Origin of the sequence: Mesorhizobium sp. M0139, from assembly GCF_040322455.1 — a bacterium.
Classification (GTDB): domain Bacteria; phylum Pseudomonadota; class Alphaproteobacteria; order Rhizobiales; family Rhizobiaceae; genus Mesorhizobium.
The window spans coordinates 1-15,582 of record NZ_JAMYTN010000034.1 but is presented as its reverse complement, the minus strand read 5'-3'; the positions used below and the strand labels follow the sequence as shown (position 1 = coordinate 15,582).

Below are 15,582 nucleotides of genomic sequence, written 5' to 3'. Positions count from 1 at the left end.
CGCTATATCAACATGGATGATCTGTGCGAGCACCAGCTTTCGGCGTTCGGGAAGATGCGCACGACATAGGTGCGCCGGCGGATTTCCTGCCGCACTGCGTCAGGTCGTGCGCGACAATGATCTGGCCATGGGCATCCACGGCAGCCTGGGCATTATAGGCCTGCACGAAGCCATCCTTCGACTTCATGATGCGGCTTTCCGCATCAGTGAAGTTGCGTTGCGCCTTGGGATCGGGCTCCTCTGATGGCGCCGCCGCCGGTTTGCCAGGCTTCTTGTGGCTGCGGCCTGGCGCTGCTCTTCTTTTTCGGCCTCGATCCGGCGCTCTTCTTGCGCCGCCAGCTTGGCCTCGGCTTCCAGCGACGCCATCGCCTGCTGGATCTTGGCCAGCCGCTTCTGCTTGTCGCCGGCCCAATCCGGCATCTCGTCGCCGCGCTTCTCCTTGCCGAAAGTCACGTCCTCCTCGGCATCCGCGGCCTCGGCCGCCGCCAGCATGCGAGCGACTTCGGCTTTCAATTCCAGCTCGCGCTTCTTCATGCGCTCATAACTCATCGCCTTGTGTTTCGACGCGTTCGCCTTGATCTTCGTGCCATCCAGCGCGACATGGCCGAGTTTGACCAATCCTGCCGTCTCACACAGCTTCAGAACCTGCACGAACAGCGCCTCGAGCGCCTTCAAATGCCGCTTGCGGAAGTCGCTGATCGTCCGGAAATCCGGCGGATCGAGCGCCACGATCATCACAAAATCATTCCGTTCGCGGCAGGCCCTGGCGATCCGCCGCGACGAATACAGCCCGCTCGCATAACCGTGCAGCAGAAGCGCCACCATCATCGGCGGGTCGAACGGCGGCTGCCCAAGCCCGCTCACATAGCTGCCCGTGATCTCCTTGAGATCAAGGCTCTCACGCACCAGTTCAACGATGAACCGCGAGACATGGCCTGGCGGTACGAAGTCATGCACGCTCGCTGGAAGAAGCAGCGTCTGATCGATATTCCAGGGCCGAAAATACTTGCTCATAGCCCAAGATTGAATCAGACTCGTCAATAGTTGACCAGTGACTATCTGGACAGGCTCCTGGATATCGCTTGGTGCGTGCGAGTCGTGCGAGGTGTTGATTTGGTCATCCGACAGTTCGATGTCTGCTACGGCTTCCCCTTCGTAGCTGGCGCCTCTCGAGCGACGCGCATGCGAGATAGTCGAACACAGTTTGTGGTGGTCTGATGCCCAGGGCGGCCGCGTCCCTGAACCGAGTAGGTTCCGGCTGGCCATCGATCGAGATCGGTGAGTATTCAATGATTCCGGACAGTGATTCTGAGACGAAACCGGACCTTTGGATTGCACCCCCAGACTGAGACAAGGAAAAACGCGGACAGTTCCCCCGCAAGGAGTTTCTCCGGCGCATGGAGCGGGCGAAACCGTGAGCAAGTTGGCAGATGAAGTTGGTATCAGTCGGCAACGACCTTACGATTGGCGTGATCAACTCAGGCTCAACGTCGGCGCGACCGGCCGGTCAGGACAGCAGGAATCAATGGGGCCAGCTGCAGATGCAGTAGATGTGACGGCACCTCAGGAAAAGGCACTGACCAAGGCTAGGCGCCGAATCAGGGAACTGGAGCAGAAGGTCTGGCACCAACAGCTAGATCGCGAGTTTTTTTCGCGAATCCTTGCGGCATTTCGAGGGAGATCAATCGTCGGAATCCGCAGATCGGCGCTCGTCGTTGATCTTGACGGTGGGGATGCCCCCAAGGGTGTTCGCGGAAGCCAGACATTCTCGCCCGCAGCCGCGTGCAGCAAAAGCCTCCCACGTTCAGCGCCGCTGCGGTGTTCCTGTCCATTTGCTCGCGGCGTTGAGCTCGATCAGTCTGCTCCGCACTTGCTGAAGATCGATGTAGTCGCCTTAGGTGTGGACCCGCCTCTGGAGGGCATTCTCGCTGGTTGCTCCCGTCTGCCACAGAATCTTGAACCAGACCTGGCCTTGGAGCGCTAAGATGCGAGGCCCACGTCGCGAATGATGACCCGCAGGCCCTTCGCTTTGACCATGTAACGGAAGGGCGTGCCAGATGCCAGGCAGGTGTTGCCCCGGCTTTGAAGCTGCTTGGCGGCCGGACTCGCTCAACGCCAGAGGCTCCTTGGAGTGCGTCGCCCAAGCTGGATTGATGACGGGCGGGCTGGCGACGGCGCGCAGCGAGGGAGACGCGGCAGGGGCGACCCCTTGCGCCGTTGGTGGCACGGTCGTTGGAGCGCGGCCGGGAAGAGAAGTTGCGTGCACACCCGTCACCCGGGGCAGGGCCGACCGACCTCCAGGGTAAGACACCGCACCTTCGCGTCATCCACCTGTCGCATATAGGCCGCTACGCGTCCGGATCACTTTAGGCTTCAGGTCTTTGCTCGATCGCCCGAGTCACGTCGCCTCATGCGCTTCCTGTTCGTCAGGCCGAAGCTTTGCCAACACCTCCTTCAGACCTCGCCTCGCGGCGACGACCTTGATGTTCGGCTGGCGGTTCCCGCCCGCAGGGGACTTCCACCCCCCGAAGCGCCTGAACCACAAGCGGTCCAAGCAGGGCCAGTCACCGCGCTACGCGCCATGCCTAGGGCACCAAAGAGGACCTGTTGCGCAGTTAGCGAGAAAGGCTTGCAGATGGTTCGAGTGAGTTCGGCAAACCAGCGTTCGACCTGGTTGATCCAGGATGTGGCGTGAAGTGGACTGGTAGTGCGGCCGTCGCGCCAGCCATGACCTCACCAGCGCAGTTTAATGAGTCGCATAGTTGATCGGGTGAACGCCCCTCACGGCATCGCTGTGCGAAAGCGGCGTCGTTAATCATCCCTTGAACGGAGGCGTCTATGTTGCGGTTAACACAATCGGATTGGATCCGGCGAAGAACGCCGAAATCAGCACGGAGAATTGACACTTGAGTGCCGAAGTAATCGCTCATGCTTATGTTCATCTGCAACATCTCATGGCTCGAGACTAGCTTACTTGCGGACGTAAGGAATATCGATAGCGTGCAAACCGGACGTAACCGGCGATTATACAACTCATTGATGTGTCGCATTCTTTGGGAGTGCTGAGGCTGAGAATAGGAAGAAATCGTAAGCTGCACGGGAGATCTGAGCGATCACAGCCTCTCTTTTTTCTAGAGACGGTTCATACGAATCCTTTGTGAACACCGCTACTACCAGGTGACCAGTTCGTCCTGGAAGTTCAACAACGCCCACGTCATTGACAGCGATTTCCAGTGATCCAGTCTTGTGCGCGACGCGTGTCCCAACTGGCAGCATTCCTTTGATACTATTTTGCCCAGTGATGCAAAGAAGCATACGATCCAAGGCAAATTTGGTGGTCGAAGGACCTAGAAGTTCGCCGCTCCAAAGTTTAGTTACTAAGTCAGCCATATTCACCGGAGTTGCCGAGTCCCGCAGCGTCAAGCTGTTTTCCGCAGATCTGATCCGAGCATTCTCGCCATCATTTTTGGCGGTGTCCCTAGCTGCGAAAAATTCGCGGAACTCGTTTGGGGATATAGGGTCACTCTCCGAGACTGTGTCATGCCCATAAATACTAGAGATCGACATCCATGTAGGCATGCCGGGCTGTAAGCTGGGCAGTCCAAGAGACCGGAGGGTTGCCTTGACCGCAGCGGATCCCCCTCCTATACGATACAATATGTCTGTCGCATTATTGTCACTTGCCACTAGCGTCATCGTTAACAAATCGCCAAGAGTTAACGTGGAGCCTGGCCGGAAAAATATCTCGATCGGCCCGCCTTGGGGAGTGTAAATGTCTTGTTCCGTCAACGTTATAAGCTGATTTAGGCTCAAGATGTCCTGATCGACGAGAGTTAGGATGTGCGTAGCGAGGCCGATTTTTGCCGTGCTGGCCATGGGAAATAGCATTTTACCATTAATGGAAAGACTGCGGTCGGTCTCGATATGACGGAGCGCAACGCCCACAACAGCACGTGAGGCTTCAGCAATGCGGCAGAGTTCCTGCCCGAGTGGGTCGAGATAGACGTCCGAAGTGTTGTAAGCCAACGTGATGGTACTCCCAAATTCTGGCGGCCTTGGTCGGTCCGATGCGATCATTTCACGTTCAGCGGCAGTCGCCTACCTTGTAGTCCGGTTAGGTAAGTTTGCATTCCCAGGTGGCACGGATCAGCGAAGGCCGGCCGGCCCCCGACATCAATCGTTTCAATGAATCGCTCGATGATCTCGGGCTTCAGCCGTCATCGGCGCATTCTTCCATGGCGGTTGAGGCTAGCGGCGCGTTGAACAGGGAAGCCCAAATTTGCGCCGTCGGAATTGCGCCGCGCGCCGCTAGCATATCATCGACGTGCGCAAGCGGGAAAGAGAGCTAGACCGCGTGGGCAATTACTCCAGCGAGAAAGTGGTGGCGTCGGTCAAGTGATTCACCGAGAGCCTTCATATTCGTCGTTTGCACAGTTTCCTAGACCGTCGGAAAGCGTTGCGGCGCCCTCCCCCGCCCAAATCGTTGGTCTCCGATGCCGCCACGGTAGGGCTTCCTCCAGATCTCTTGCGATCCGCACCAGCGTACCCTCGTCACCAAAACGACTTACGACCTGAATTCCGATCGGCAGGCCGGTCGCGCTTTGTGACAACGGCAAGGACACCGAAGGTTGTCCCGTAAAATTGAATACTTCAGTGTATTGACAGCTCGCCGTAGCCGCTTCCACATATCCCTCGGCAGATACTGTCGGATCCGTTGCAGAAAAGACGCCTCCGTGCGGCACGGCCACCATTGGCATTGTAGGGGTCAGCAAAATGTCGAAGCCATGGATCGCCTCACCCAGCCTCAGACGTATTCTACGACAAGCCTCCTGTACGTCCGCCGCTCGGGAAAGAGGCAAATTACGGCTAAACTCGTACAGTTTTAGCGTGACAGGTTCCAAGGTCTCTGAGCTGATTATGCGCCCCATGGCCCGTGCTGCTTCTTCGAGCATGCTCGCGCTTGTGGGATCGAAGTATGTTCTGCGGTACTCTGTTGGCTCATATGGTGGGTCAATGTCTTGCACCGCGTGCCCCATCTCCTCCAGGAGCGTTGCTGTCGCGTCGACTACGCGCAGCACTTCCGGATCAAGATTGATAGCGCCCCAACTCGATCTCGCGACCCCTACTCGCAGACGACCTGTGGGCTGTGAGAGTTCTGCCGTATAGGGACGGTCCGGTTGAACGATGATGAAGGGATCGCCGGGATAAGAACCGGAAAAAGCGTCCAGCGCGGCGGCCATGTCGCGGACTGTTCGACAGAGAACAAATGTGCGGCTAGCGCCATTACCATCTTGATACTTCGGCCCTGCGGAAACACGTCCTCGGGAAGGGTTCAGCCCGACAAGACCGCACCAAGACGCAGGGATGCGAATTGAGCCACCGCCGTCGCTCCCGTGGGCAATAGGAGTGATGCCTGCAGCCACCGCCGCTGCGGCTCCTCCGGAGGAGCCTCCCGCAGAGCACCGCAAATCCCATGGATTCCGGGTGATGCCATTGAGAATGGATTCCGTCATGATGGTGGACCCGAACTCGGGTGTTGTTGTCCTTCCTAAAGTCCGAAGCCCGGCCTCTCGGGCGCGCCGAAAAAAATAACTGTCGATATCGGGACGCAAGCCTTTGAATAAACGGCTTCCATTTTCTTGTAAGCGGCCCGCTTCAGAAGCTCCAGAATCCTTACGAAGGAATGGCACGCCATGGAAAATCCCTCCATTCGCGCCTTGAACGGTCTCAGCATCTTCATAGAATTCGATAACGGCATTGATATGCGGATTTACCTTGTCGTGCGCCTCGCGAGCCAACCGCGTTAATTCCAAGGGCGAAACTTCGCCCGCGTGTACGAGAGAGGCCAAACCGGTTGCATCGCACTCTACGTATTCGCCTAGTCTCATACAGCTAAATCCTTTCAACCTTGTCTGTCTGTGACGGCTGCTCAGCCCGCGCCATACGACATAACAGAAACGGCCGAGGCTCCAATCGTCATCGATTGACATTTCTGCGAAAGATTAGGGCAGATATCATCTAAAGGAGGCCCACAATCGTTGCAGACCAAGACGATGTCAAATACAGTTTCATGATTTGAGTCATCTGAAATTGAGATAGCACGAATGTCTAAGTGCCGGCTGTTGATTCTTGGCCAGTGTTGCTTTCTTTTGGATGACACCAGGATTCATGTAGAGGATGGCGCTTGAAGCTGTAAGAGACTTCTCTGATTGGGATCGTTTAGGTCAAGGTATTCCTGCAATCTGGTCCCGCAGGGCACTCGCTTCTCTTTCGGTCGGCGCTCTGGCCGCCGCACGATGGGGTCAGGAGAGCGCGGCGTCCCAATCTGTTTCACGACCGAGTTTTTGCCGGCAGGCGGACTCTCAACGAGATCGCCTCGCCCATCGCCCTACGGAACGATCCAGGCATCGCCCTTTCGGGCGAAGGCTTTGTTCGTGTTGCTTGTTCCTTGATCGGCCTCGGTTCAACAGGCTGTTTTACACAGCGGAATCCGCTTGCCTCGGCCCACATGCGATACAGGATGACCGCCAGCTCGCGCTACCGCCACGCGACCTCGTGCCACGCCGCGCCGCCTGGCGATGTTCATGCCCATGCTCTGAGGCTCGACCACTTCTCGAGCGCACCTGCAGCATGTGGCGGCCGCATAGAGGGCGGTGCGGGCGAGTTCGTCGCCGCGTCGGCTGGCCTTCCCCTGAACGTCGGCCTCGCCGGACTGGTAGCGCGCCGGCGTCAGTCCCAGATGCGCCCCACCGCCCGCCGACAAATCAAACGCTCAGGCGGCGGAAGGCGAGCGCGGTTATCGGCCGATGCCCGGCGCGCTCTTCGGCCGCCGGCAGACTTCTTCATTGTGCACGTTGTCAAGAACCTGCTTCGTCAGGCGGGCGAACTCTCCCAACATGACAGATTGCAAGCAGCGGCTCGACCGTCACCATCACCTCGGCGTCAGCGCCCGTCAACTCACGCACGCGGCCGGCAAACGGGCTGCGCAACGGCAAGCCCAGCTTGACGCCGGCCTCGCGCAGGATCGCCCGCACTACGTTCTCGATTGAAGGCATTTCGTTCAAACTCAACAGGCGCCTCGTGCGCACTATAATTCAGGAGTGGTCGCCGATATAGTTGATGCTCTTCAGAGCCGGATGCACCCGAACAAGGCCGTTGTCGCACTTGCCGCCAGGATGGCGCGTTTTGTCTGGCTGTGCTGACCAAGCCTGCAGCGCTTCCACGCAGCGGTCTTAATCGCCTGACGCCCCTGTTTCGATTGCAGGCTCGGGAATAGTGATGACGAAACAGTGGATCAGCATGCCGTAAGCCGGTGCAAAAAAGCGGGCTTGGGTCTCATCGTGGCCCGGTTGCAATGGCAGCCCACTCGCGAGAGGTCCGTACATCTATGCTCTGGTGTCACCATTTGCAACGTCGCGAACCCTTGGCCCGGACGGGGCGGACCATACATTCTTTTGACAGAAGCTCCTTCAGCGCCGTCGCTTCCAGCATCTGGTCGGCCAGCAGCTTCTTCAGTTTTGCGTACTCATCCTCCAGAACATGGCGTCGGACACGTCCATCCACCATACTTCGCCTTCCAGCAGGGTGCGCCGCGCAACGCTCGCGGTCCGGGGACGAGATTCAGTCCAACATGAAGAGTTGCCGCGGCGCCTTTGTGAGAACCTCGACGCCGGTTTCGGTGATTCGAATGCTTTCGCTAAGCACGTAGCCGAAATCTTCCTCGACCCAGGACCCAAGATGCAGGTGGAAGGTCATGTTCGGCTCGAGGACCGTTGTATCGCCCAGCTTAAGACTGGTCGTCTTTTCCATCCAATCGATGCCGATGGAGTACCCGGCCCGCGACTGCTTCTTGAATCCGTGCTTTTCTGTCGTTTTGTGAATGATTCTGGCGACTTCGCCGCTGATCGCGCCCGCACGGATTACATTCAGCCCCGCCTCGAGGCCGGCAAGCTGCGCTTCATGGATGCGCAACAGGCGGTCGGACGGTTTGCCAAGGGAATAGGTCCGGCAGATCGGGGCGTGGTAGTCATGCCGTACGCCGGCGATCTCAAGATTGACCTGGGAACCCTCCCGCAGGGTATCCTCGCTCCAGGTGGTGTGCGGGTTCCCAATGCGCGATGTGGCGCACAGGAACGGAGTTGCGATCCAAGTCCCAGGTTTGCCGTTCGCTCCCCGGGCGAGCGTTCCCACAATTTCGGCGATGGCGTCTGCCTCCCGCATGCCCGGGCGCATGACTTCCGCCGCGGTGAGCACACCAGCGTCGGAAATCGCGGCTGCCTCACGCATGACAGCAATCTCGAGGTCGGACTTGAGGGTGCGAATGCGGGTCACCACGTGCGAGAAGTCGTGGATGCGTGCTTGCAGCAAACGGCCTTTGAACTTTTCAGCCGAGTCAACCGTCAAGTTGCACAGCTCGAGCCCAATGCTACCCTGCCCCAGTCCCTGCTCCAACAAAAAGTCAATCACCGCGTCGTAACCGTTGTTGTCCGGATCGCCCATCAGCTCTTCCGAGTATCCAATTATGCTGTCACGATCTATGAAGGTCTCCTGCACAGCCGCGGCAATGTCCATCCAGCGTAGAATAAAGACCGGCTCTTCCCGCGAGGCAAGGACGACGACGGCGCGCGTGTCATAAGAGTGAGCGACCGATCCCGTTAGGTATGTAATATGTGCGTTGTCAGTGATGACGGCTGCGACGGTCTCACGCTCAGCCATCCTCGCCTTCACCGCAGCGAGCCTGCGCAGATATTCCCAGCGCGGGAATACCTGCGGACCTTTAACTACTGGCATATGATGACTCCCTTGGCTTACTACCGAACGCGGATACTTGGCTAACGATTTGCCCACCAGCTGCCCATCGGATAAACCAACGGGGCCGACTGACCCTTATCTCTACAAGATACAAGATAATTCATCAGCCTTCGTCAAATGCGATTTGTATATAGTCTTCATCTTGAAGTGAGATGGGCCTACTTGGCTGAAATGACGATGTGGTCTAGGTGCCGGCTCTGCTGCCCTAGCGCCGCTCAATTGAACTTCGACAGGCCCTTGCTGGACTCGGCCTTGCCGGCACTCGAAATAATCAACAGCTCGTCTGGGGTATTAGGAGCTGCCGAGCCACAACGACAGTACTCCTACCATGGCGATGGCCTCAGGCGACGGACGCGAGCGTCATCCGGTAGAGAGTCTCGACGTCGTAGGTGGGCAACCCTGTAATGCGTCGGATGGCCGACCCTACCGCCGGAAACCCCGTACACTCAAACAGCACCGCGGCGATTTCCGGATGTGCGGCACGCATCCGCATCACGCAGGCGGCGACATCTGCCTTAAGATCGGACTCCCTGATCGGCGGAGCGGCAGCCTTCCTCTCGTCTCTTGACCAGTACGTCATCACGTTACGAAACCACTCGCCGTCCTCAATCCCGCCGATAGCTACCCTTGAGCGCTCCGCCGGGCCGGCGAGGCCGAGCAGATCATGGGTACAATGCCTCGAGTCGGCGGTTACGACGGCGAGTTTGGCGGCCCGTGGCAGTTGGCGGAGCAATGTCGGAACTAAAAGCAGGCTCGACATAACCACGGGTACATTCACCGACGCGGCCACCGCTTCTTGATGGCGGATAAAGAAGCCGCAATCCGACGTTATTACGACGGCGCCTCTCTCGACTGCCCGGCGGGCGGCTGTAACGCAGCCCGATTCCAGCGCCGGATCGCCACAGATGACGTCATCGGCCCAAGCTCCGGGAACCGTCTCCATAACGACAGGAAAATCGAAGGTTGTAGGCTGTTGGATCGAGCCGGTCACGCCGGTTACCGATGGTAACGCCTCGATCGGCAGCCTACATTCGAGCTGCAGGATTCCGAGCGAGCTTGAGGTCTGCGATGACATGGACGAAGCTCCTTTTACTTAGCCTTATTTGCGCCCTTAGTAGCAACTCGCGACAGAGCGCGTGAGTGGGCGACTGGCCGGTCGACAAAGACGACGATGTCACGTTACTGGCATGACGATGTCACGCTACTGGCATGTAGTGACTCCTTGGACTTATTGCCGAACGCGGATACGTGGCAAACGATTTCCCACCAGCTGCCCATCGGATAAGCCAACGTTTCTTGGGGCCGACTGGCCCTTACCTCTACAAGATACAAGATCATTCATCAGCTCTCGTCAAATGCGGTTTGTATATAGTCTTCATCTTGAAGTGAGATGGGCCTACTTGGCTGGAGTGCCCCATGTGGTCCACGGTGCCGGCTTCTGCTGCCCTACCGCCGCTCAAATGAACTTCGACAGGCCCACCATAAAGCAGTGGCCCACTGCCGCACTATTAAAGCACGACGCTGCCACCGCTTCTCGTCGGCCAATTCGGCCATGCCGCTGCGGGCAGATAAGTGCCGAGACTATTCCTTTTCCCCAAGGCTCGGAAACGGAGTCATCGCCCACTCTATTAAGTCGACGGCACGCTGAAGGATCGCCTCGGTCTGAGCAAGATTGGGCGAAGCGGCGATGACATACCCCAATGAATCTCGGTAATCGTTTTTCCTGACGATTGTCGTCTTAGGTTGAGCATACAATTTGACCTCGGCCACACCTTGCAGAGCAGCCGCGCGCCTGTCGCCATCAATCCAATCGAGGACGCCATCGCGATCAGGAAGTAGGGACCGCGAGGCCGCCACGTGTGAGCGCCTTCTGCGCAGGTTCCATTCGTCGCCGATGACAAGTTTGATGTGCTCAGCGATTAGATCGATGCCGTAAGCCAGCTGAATTGGCTGAGGACCGCCAGTAAGACGCGGATTGACTTCAATGACAACCGGGCCGCGCTTCGTCCATCGCAGTTCAGCGTTCGTTGGCCCCCAGCCAAGGCCGAGAGCTTCCAAACAGCTCAGCGAAACATCGGCAATGCGTTTCTCCTCTTCGTCGGTCAGCGTGGCTGGAAAGATGGTCCCAGCAAAGACGAAATGGGGTGGGGGACCGAAGTCGCCGGACTCAATGCCAATGACATCTTTTCCCATCATATGAGCGCAATAATAGGGGCCTTGTACGAATTGTTCGACAAGAATCCTCGGCGAAGACCGCCATATGTGCTTCCCGCCCAACAGATAGGTCGTGTGTTCGGCTAGCTCATCGACATCGCGGCACAATCGGACGCCGTAGCTGCCGTTGCCTACCGCGGGCTTAAGAACCACCGGCAGACCGATCTCCGCGGCAGAGCTTTCTACCTCCAATGCATTCGCCGCTACGCTATAAGCTGGCACTGGAACGCCGGCCTCCTGGAGGAGCTGACGTTGAATGAATTTGTCGCAGCATCGTTCGATAGATGCGGGGTTCGGGCCCGGTAGATCGAAATGCCGGCAGAGCTTGCCAACAGTCGCATAGAACGCCTCTCTGGCGCATGTAATCCCAGCAATATCGTAGGCCGCGCGCAGCCGGCAACATTCACGGACGAGCGCATCGAGATTACCTGTGTCGACACGGATTGCCTCAGTGTTTTCGGCCGCAAGATAATCGTACTGAGATGGATCAGCCGACAAGGTGATTGGATGAAGACCAAGACGCTGGGCCGCCTGGACGTATAGCAGACCGGTGCCGTATGTATTGCCTTCAACCAGGATGAGCGCTCTTGTTGCCATTAGCCGTGCTCCTAACGTTGCTTGACGTACGGCGGTTTCAGCATAAATCCGCCCCTGGCCTTGTACTACCGTCGGCGATTCGCGGTTGCAAAGATCCTGTAAATTTACTTGAAGGATTTGCTACTATGCTAAATCTACGGGATCCCTCAGTGGTGATCCGGATTGGCCGAGCATGTTTGCCGTGAGCCCCATCTTCTGCCCCGAAGCTCCAACATGAGACAGCCCAAGCGCTGACCGCGAGCAGAGAAGCGAGTGAAGGGTGAGTTGCTGCCTAAGCCACGGCTCAAGGGCATTGATGGCGGGACGGCTTCTCTCCTGCCGGACCGCGCGGGGTTGTCGGCGAAACAAACGCGGATATCCGTCGCGATCGCGCGGCGCCGGACTGCGCGAGCTGATAAAAGCGGATCTGCACATGCGACCAGCAAAAGGCCAAGCTCACGGCGTTGCGTTTGACCAATGCCTTGTAACCCGCGTATCCGTCGACGTGCGGGTTCCGAAAGCCCTGAAGATGCCGGATCGGATGTTCCACCTTGCGGTTCGGAGCGTAGAGATAGGCGACGCCGGGTAGGTCCATTCCGCCCCAGGGTCGGCCTCTCGAGCAGAGGCGAACAACTGCCCCCGTTTTTGGTCCGCCCCCGGCCCGGATCAGGCACAGGCGCAGTGGTCTCGTCCGCGAAGAGTTTGTCTGAAACCTTCAGCCGCTCGAACAGCCGCTCATGCAAAGCGCGAAGCAGAAAAGCTGTCTTGCCCACCCAGTCGGCGAGTGTCGAACGGTCGAGATGACGCCCTGGCGAGCGTAGACCTGGGCCTGACGATATAGGGGAAGGTGGTCGGCAAACTTCGACCCCAGAAGCCACCGTGGCCGCTGTAGGAATGCCGCCCTCGACCAGACGTGCGGCGCTGGCGCCTGAACAACCACCTCTTCGCAGGCCCGACACGCATACCCCCGCCGACGGGTGACAATCACCCAGAACTGGGCGGGCACGATGTCGAGACGCTCGGAGACGTCCTGCCCATAACATCCGGCTTGCTTGGCAGCACGGGCAGATCTTGTCGGCGATGTCGATTAGATAGGCGGGCAACGACCCGCGGTTGGCGCGACGCTTGCGAGCCATGGCAACACGCTTTGAGGGGTCCGCGACTTCCGCGCTGGCGGAGCCCTCCGCCTCTACCTGCTCGGCTTCTCCAGGCCCAGAAGAAGCTGGTCCTGGGGCAGGCTCTCCGTCCTTCGCCCGAAGCGATAACGTTGCAACTGAGATTTGGCGGCTCATTCTCCGCACGCGCGGCCAGAAGCATCGTCTGAAGCGCATGAGGACGTCGGGTAGGGCAGCGGTCGCGCCAGTCAGGAAGCAGATTCAAGGATGGATTCCGATGATTTGGTAATAATGCGGAGGTCAGCTCACGCATCTCCCGCGTTTCGTGCACCGGCCGCCAGTCGAGGCCTTCCAGGAGTGCCTGCAACTGTGCCGCCGTCAGTTGCACGACACCATAGGTTGCACGACACCATAGGTAAGGCCGGCCAGCTGAACTTGCCATGTTTCAGCCGTTTGGCGAGCAAGCATACGCCCGTATCGAAGTAGACGAGCTTGACCCGGTCGGGCCGCTTGGCCCGGAACACGTAGACCATCGCCTCACGCACGAGCGCTGCCAGACCTTGCGCTCCTTGCGGAAGTCGACCCGCTTCCGTGGCCACCATGACCTTGACCGCTCCTTTTGCCGATCACGACGTTGCCTCAGCGCACGGATAACCGCTGCAACCGTCTCGAATCCGCCCCACGACCCGGCCCGCACTGCGATGCCGTCGATCTCGAGCTCGATCACACCAGCGTCTCGAGCCAGCCCCCGCTTTCTTGGCTGTGGCCGATGCTTCGCGGAAGACCTTCGGAGGCGCTGTCATCACCACCGCCGGCACTAACATGGAGTTCGATATCGCTGCCTCGCCCATCGGCCGGCGGCAATAAGCTGCCGACAATTGCCACCCGGGTTAGTGGTCGACCCCGGCATGTTAGGATCCCCGAGGTCGAACTTCTGTGTTTCTCCCCGCCCAACCACGATGCTGCTTTCCCGCCACCCGGGCTGAAGTGGCCCCGCGTTTTCGGCCTATTTCGTGTCTTGGCTGACGAGCGCTGCTGCAGTGTGTTGGATACTCTCTTAACATTGTTCCCATTTTAGCTCCCCGGGAATTTGCGCAGCAGTGCTCAGTGTTAGGAGATCTTCGAACGAGAACTGCGATTGGAAGGAGAGTGCCGCATTGCTGCCAGGATACAGTCCCGGGATGGTGTTAGTCTCCAGATAGACGGGGGCGCGATCGTTGTAGATAAAGTCGAAGCGCACAAGCCCTTTGCAGTTCAGCTGCCTATAAAGCCTGACTGCGTCGTCGCGAATACGATGTGCCCCCCCTCCATGGAGTGTCCTGGGGGTGGCACGTTGATCGGTCAACTTCGACTTCAGCCGGTCATCGTAGAAGCGCCAGCCGTCTGGAAGGTCGAATAGCACTGCATCGCCTGTAATAAGCTCAGAGCCAACTTGAAAGATGGCTACGGTACCGAATGGCCCGTCGATGAATTCTTCAAGGCGCCATCTGCGGCGGTCAGCAGGTTCGATTTGGGCAATTGCCTCCGCGGCTGCAGCCTGGCCGTCGAGCATCTTGACTCCAAAACTGTTGCCCTCGTTAATCGGTTTCAGGACCAGCACCAGCGATTGCTGCAGCTCCCGCGGCCAGGACCCAGGATCTCCCAGGGCTGCTACTAAGCAGCCGTGTGGGACTGGATAGCCTAAATCTCGAAGTAATGAGACAAAGATCTCTTTGTTCATCCCGATTGCCGAGGGCAAAGTTGACGGCCCGGAGTAGGGAACGCGTAGGATGTCAAGGAACCCCTGCATCGTGCCGTCTTCGCCTCCTGCTCCATATAAAACGTTTAGCACGAAGTCGCATTGGCGGACGGCGCGTATTAAATAATCTAGATCATTAGAGTCTACAACTTCAACTGAACAGCAAAGTTTCTGAAGTGGCGGCAATATTGCATCACTAGTTTTAAGAGAGCCTATGCGCTCTGTTGATGAGCCACCCGCAAGAATAACCAGATGCGTCTTTGATAGTATTTCTCGGGCGGTGGAAAGTAGTTTAGCGGACCGCATATTGTCATCCTTCTTGAATGGAAGCTTGTACTAGGCACCCTCTGCCGGAATCCCGCACAGTATAATGGGCTAAGGTTGGCCAGGACCGGGGCCTGAAAGAGCGCTTCTTGGCTTAAGACGACCGTGGTGCTGCCCTGCCATGTCGCTTTCGTTCCTTCAAGCGATCGCAACCCGCGACATGAATGCCCGACGCTAGCTCCCGCTGCCTACAACGAAGGACGCGAAAATTGTGCCAACAGGGCACTAGAGAGAAAATTTGGATGTTTTCAACCCCTTAACAAAAGAGTAGAAGAAAATCGCCCATAAACCCCATGTCGCCGACTCTACATACCGACAGTTGTCAATGTCGAGCATCGAACCAACATGGACCACGTTCTGACATTTCAACAGGAGCAACCAACCGGTTTTGTGCTCGGCCGAGACCCCGGCCACGCGCTCTTTTCGAAATCAGGGACGAGGGTCTCGGTTGCCGCCCTTCCCCCACGAGCGCGATCGCCCGCGCTGGACTCCTGCGGTTGAGCTTGCCGCTCTCGATGTACGGTGGGCCGGCGGTTCGAACCGGGGTCCTGCGTATCTGTTCCGGTTCGGGCATCGACAACCAGCCGACGCGTTCGCTGCCACTCGTCATGGAGGCGACACGTAGCCGACTGCTGCGCCATGGACTGGCCGAGGGGCCGGCTCGCGGCATAATCCGGCGCACGCTCACCGCTATGCGAGATCGACTAGATGTTTGATCCCAGGCTTTGATGGCGCATACTTTTCGTCCGAATCAAAGGATGCGCTATGGGCCAGGTTCTTCATGGGAGCGCCACGACGACAGAG

9 protein-coding genes and 3 pseudogenes are annotated in these 15,582 nt (G+C 58.1%); all 12 read right to left on the bottom strand.

Annotated features, from left to right (window positions below; translation table 11 throughout):
• Nucleotides 1–7: 7 nt before the first annotated feature.
• Entirely contained in the window at nucleotides 8–187 is a 180-nt protein-coding gene (locus NKJ58_RS31600; RefSeq protein ID WP_502902363.1) for a hypothetical protein, read from the bottom strand.
• Nucleotides 184–1,266 carry a transposase gene (locus NKJ58_RS31595; RefSeq protein ID WP_502902362.1) on the bottom strand — a complete coding sequence of 361 codons (1,083 nt, stop codon included), beginning with the start codon at nucleotides 1,264–1,266 and terminating at the stop codon, nucleotides 184–186. The genes NKJ58_RS31600 and NKJ58_RS31595 overlap by 4 nt, the downstream gene beginning before the upstream one ends.
• 1,767 nt (nucleotides 1,267–3,033) lie before the next feature.
• Nucleotides 3,034–4,026, bottom strand: coding sequence for a serine hydrolase (locus NKJ58_RS30845; protein WP_352854653.1), 993 nt, complete (start codon nucleotides 4,024–4,026; stop codon nucleotides 3,034–3,036).
• Between the two features lie 374 nt (nucleotides 4,027–4,400).
• Complete coding sequence (locus tag NKJ58_RS30840) at nucleotides 4,401–5,798, bottom strand: amidase (RefSeq protein ID WP_352854652.1); 1,398 nt, start codon at nucleotides 5,796–5,798, stop codon at nucleotides 4,401–4,403.
• A gap of 664 nt (nucleotides 5,799–6,462) precedes the next feature.
• Nucleotides 6,463–7,064, bottom strand: a pseudogene (locus NKJ58_RS30835) (transposase); the annotation flags it as partial.
• A 370-nt stretch (nucleotides 7,065–7,434) separates the two neighbouring features.
• Nucleotides 7,435–7,579, bottom strand: a pseudogene (locus NKJ58_RS30830) (IS3 family transposase); the annotation flags it as partial.
• A gap of 41 nt (nucleotides 7,580–7,620) precedes the next feature.
• Nucleotides 7,621–8,790 (bottom strand): M24 family metallopeptidase, encoded by a 1,170-nt coding sequence (locus NKJ58_RS30825; RefSeq protein WP_352854651.1) that lies wholly within the window; start codon nucleotides 8,788–8,790, stop codon nucleotides 7,621–7,623.
• 361 nt (nucleotides 8,791–9,151) lie between these two features.
• Nucleotides 9,152–9,886, bottom strand: coding sequence for an aspartate/glutamate racemase family protein (locus tag NKJ58_RS30820; protein WP_352854650.1), 735 nt, complete (start codon nucleotides 9,884–9,886; stop codon nucleotides 9,152–9,154).
• 506 nt (nucleotides 9,887–10,392) lie between these two features.
• Complete coding sequence (locus tag NKJ58_RS30815) at nucleotides 10,393–11,622, bottom strand: ATP-grasp domain-containing protein (protein ID WP_352854648.1); 1,230 nt, start codon at nucleotides 11,620–11,622, stop codon at nucleotides 10,393–10,395.
• Nucleotides 11,623–11,871: 249 nt separating this feature from the next.
• Nucleotides 11,872–12,918 (bottom strand): annotated as a pseudogene (gene tnpC / locus NKJ58_RS30810) (IS66 family transposase); the annotation flags it as partial.
• A gap of 103 nt (nucleotides 12,919–13,021) precedes the next feature.
• Nucleotides 13,022–13,318, bottom strand: a complete 297-nt coding sequence (gene tnpB, locus NKJ58_RS30805) for an IS66 family insertion sequence element accessory protein TnpB (RefSeq protein ID WP_352854646.1) — start codon at nucleotides 13,316–13,318, stop codon at nucleotides 13,022–13,024.
• A gap of 455 nt (nucleotides 13,319–13,773) precedes the next feature.
• Complete coding sequence (locus NKJ58_RS30800; RefSeq protein WP_352854645.1) at nucleotides 13,774–14,436, bottom strand: D-alanine--D-alanine ligase family protein; 663 nt, start codon at nucleotides 14,434–14,436, stop codon at nucleotides 13,774–13,776.
• Nucleotides 14,437–15,582: the final 1,146 nt, after the last annotated feature.

Bases quoted from the DNA above. Each gene is read 5' to 3' on its own strand.
- NKJ58_RS31600 (WP_502902363.1), bottom strand. From the start codon at position 187: ATGAAGTCGAAGGATGGCTTCGTGCAGGCCTATAATGCCCAGGCTGCC.
- NKJ58_RS31595 (WP_502902362.1), bottom strand. From the start codon at position 1,266: ATGGCCAGCCGGAACCTACTCGGTTCAGGGACGCGGCCGCCCTGGGCA.
- NKJ58_RS30825 (WP_352854651.1), bottom strand. From the start codon at position 8,790: ATGCCAGTAGTTAAAGGTCCGCAGGTATTCCCGCGCTGGGAATATCTG.
- NKJ58_RS30820 (WP_352854650.1), bottom strand. From the start codon at position 9,886: ATGTCATCGCAGACCTCAAGCTCGCTCGGAATCCTGCAGCTCGAATGT.
- NKJ58_RS30815 (WP_352854648.1), bottom strand. From the start codon at position 11,622: ATGGCAACAAGAGCGCTCATCCTGGTTGAAGGCAATACATACGGCACC.
- tnpB (WP_352854646.1), bottom strand. From the start codon at position 13,318: ATGGTGGCCACGGAAGCGGGTCGACTTCCGCAAGGAGCGCAAGGTCTG.
- NKJ58_RS30800 (WP_352854645.1), bottom strand. From the start codon at position 14,436: ATGAACAAAGAGATCTTTGTCTCATTACTTCGAGATTTAGGCTATCCA.